2 protein-coding genes and 1 pseudogene are annotated in these 2,492 nt (G+C 55.4%); 2 read left to right on the top strand and 1 reads right to left on the bottom strand.

Annotated elements, in window-relative coordinates:
• Both B3Z49_RS00520 and B3Z49_RS00515 read left to right on the top strand, forming a co-directional pair.
• Window positions 1-264 (top strand): annotated as a pseudogene (locus B3Z49_RS00520) (polyphosphate kinase 2); the annotation flags it as partial.
• Window positions 265-387: 123 nt separating this feature from the next.
• Window positions 388-1,257, top strand: coding sequence for an NAD(P)-dependent oxidoreductase (locus tag B3Z49_RS00515; protein WP_008890561.1), 870 nt, complete (start codon window positions 388-390; stop codon window positions 1,255-1,257).
• Between the two features lie 89 nt (window positions 1,258-1,346).
• Here the strand turns inward: B3Z49_RS00515 and B3Z49_RS00510 are convergent.
• Window positions 1,347-2,492 (bottom strand): S41 family peptidase (locus B3Z49_RS00510; RefSeq protein WP_296987323.1); only part of this gene is annotated, 1,146 nt, incomplete at its 5' end.

Raw genomic sequence — 2,492 nt, 5'->3', positions numbered from 1 at the left:
AAACAATGGAAACTCAGCCCGGTTGATCTGGCCTCCCAGAACCTTTGGGATTCCTATACCGAGGCCAAACGCGACATGTTCTTCCATACCTCCACCACCGACAGCCCGTGGGTGATCGTGAAGTCAGATGACAAGAAACGTGCGCGCATCAACGCCATCCGGTTCTATCTGTCGCAGTTTGAATACCCCGGGAAACGGCCGGAAATCCTTGTATATGACCGCCGGATCATTCACAGCGTCGCCGAAGAACTTGATGAAGATTGACGAGATCGCTCAGTCTCTGGTCTTCCGGATGGTGAAAACATTGTCGCGGTAACATTTGCGTTCATTGACATTGCCCGCGCTGCAACCTTTACTGGAGGCATATAAACCTTCGGGAGGCAAACAATGGCAAAATGTGCATTTATCGGTCTGGGTGTCATGGGATATCCGATGGCCGGTCACCTGCAAAAGGCAGGTCACGACGTTACCGTTTACAACCGTACTTCAGCCAAAGCAGAAAAATGGGTGTCCGAATTTGGCGGATCGTCCGCCCCTACCCCGGCCGAGGCGGCAAAGGGTGCGGAATTCGTCTTTTCCTGTGTCGGCAATGATGACGATCTGCGCAGCGTCATGCTGGGCGACGGCGGGATGTTCGCCGGTATGGACAAGGGATCTGTCCTGATCGACAACACCACCGCATCGGCCGATGTCGCCCGCGAACTTTATGCTGCGGCCAAGGATATGGGCATTTCATTCATCGATGCCCCGGTTTCCGGTGGTCAGGCTGGTGCCGAGAATGGCGTTCTGACCGTCATGTGTGGCGGCGATCAGGATGCGTTTGATCGCGCGGCCCCGGTCATTGATGCCTTTGCCAAGTCCTGCAAGCTGATGGGTGAAAGCGGTTCTGGCCAGTTGACCAAAATGGTCAACCAGATTTGCATCGCCGGTCTGGTTCAGGGCCTTTCCGAAGGTGTCAATTTCGGTGTTAAGGCCGGCCTTGATATGGAAAAGGTCCTTGATGTGATTTCCAAGGGTGCGGCTGGCAGTTGGCAGATGGAAAACCGCGGCAGCACCATGGTCGAGAACAAGTTTGATTTCGGCTTTGCGGTTGACTGGATGCGCAAGGATTTGGGCATTTGCCTTGAAGAATCCAAACGCAATGGTGCCCGTTTGCCGGTCACGGCCCTGGTTGACCAGTTCTATGCCCAGGTGCAGGAACGCGGCGGCAACCGTTGGGATACCTCAAGCCTGATTGATTTGCTGGCACGCGGTTAAGCCGCCCCCTATCACCAGACCGATAAAACAAAAAGCGCGACCTTTACGGGCCGCGCTTTTTTTATTGGTGCCTTATCAGGCAGCTACGATCAGAGACCTGCGCGCAGCAGCGGCTCCATCTGATTGCGGTAATTTGCCAGCGGGCCTTTATCGAAATAGCCCACCGCACATTCAAGAACGGAATCACGAAGCGGTTTCTCACCTTCGCTCTCTGCCAGATTTTCCTCAAGGTTCTCGCGGCTCGATTTGCCGAGGCGTTCGATCTCGATATCCTGTTCGCAGCTGGTGGCCTCAAGGGTTGCCAATGACTGACGCGGATCGCGACGGCGCGACGGCAGTGCGTGCTCCAGATCAATCTCGCGTTCGAATTCCTCGGCATCCGCCAGCGTAATTTCGATATCCGGGATCACACCATGACCCTGAACAATGTGATTTTCAGGTGTGGTGTAGTAACCGGTAGTGATTTTAAGCCCACCGCCAGAGGTCAGCGGCATAATGCGCTGCATCGACCCTTTGCCAAAGGAACGTTCCCCGATGATGATGCCACGGCCGTTTTCACGAAGGGCCGCTGCCATCAGCTCTGCACCGGATGCCGAACCACGATCAAGCAGGATTGCCATCGGTACTTTCTCAAAGAAATCAGACCGGTCAGCTTCGTAGCTCCTCAGTTTGCGCTCCCCACGTCCTTCGGTGGCAACGATCAAACCTTCTGTCAGGAACTGATCGGCGATATCTGCCGCACTGTCGAGAAGCCCACCCGGATTGCGGCGCAAATCGACAATAATGCCGCGTGGCGATGCGATGCGGTCTTCAAGTTCCTGCAAATATTCCTGCGTCTGGTCGAGTGTGGTCGCATCAAATCGCGACACCCGGATATAACCGATATCCTGATCAATGATGCTTGCCGTGACCGAGGGCACCTCAATCCGGGCACGCTTTACCGTGACATCAAAACTGTCTTCGACACGCTGGATGGTCAGGGTCACCGGATCCCCGACACGGCCACGCATCCGACGCACGGCCTCTGAAATCGGTTCGCCAACCATCTGATAGCCATCAATGTGCGTAATCCGGTCATCCGGACGCAAACCTGCGCGCGCGGCTGGCGTATCATCAATCGGCGAGACGATCCGGATGCGCTTTTCATCATCAAGGGCAATGACGATCCCGACACCGGCAAAGCTGCCTTCAGTACTTTCCTGGAGGCGGCGGAACATATCGTCGGTCATATACGC

Source organism: Thalassospira sp. UBA1131 (assembly GCF_002311515.1).
GTDB lineage: Bacteria > Pseudomonadota > Alphaproteobacteria > Rhodospirillales > Thalassospiraceae > Thalassospira.
This window is presented reverse-complemented; position numbering and strand designations above follow the sequence as displayed.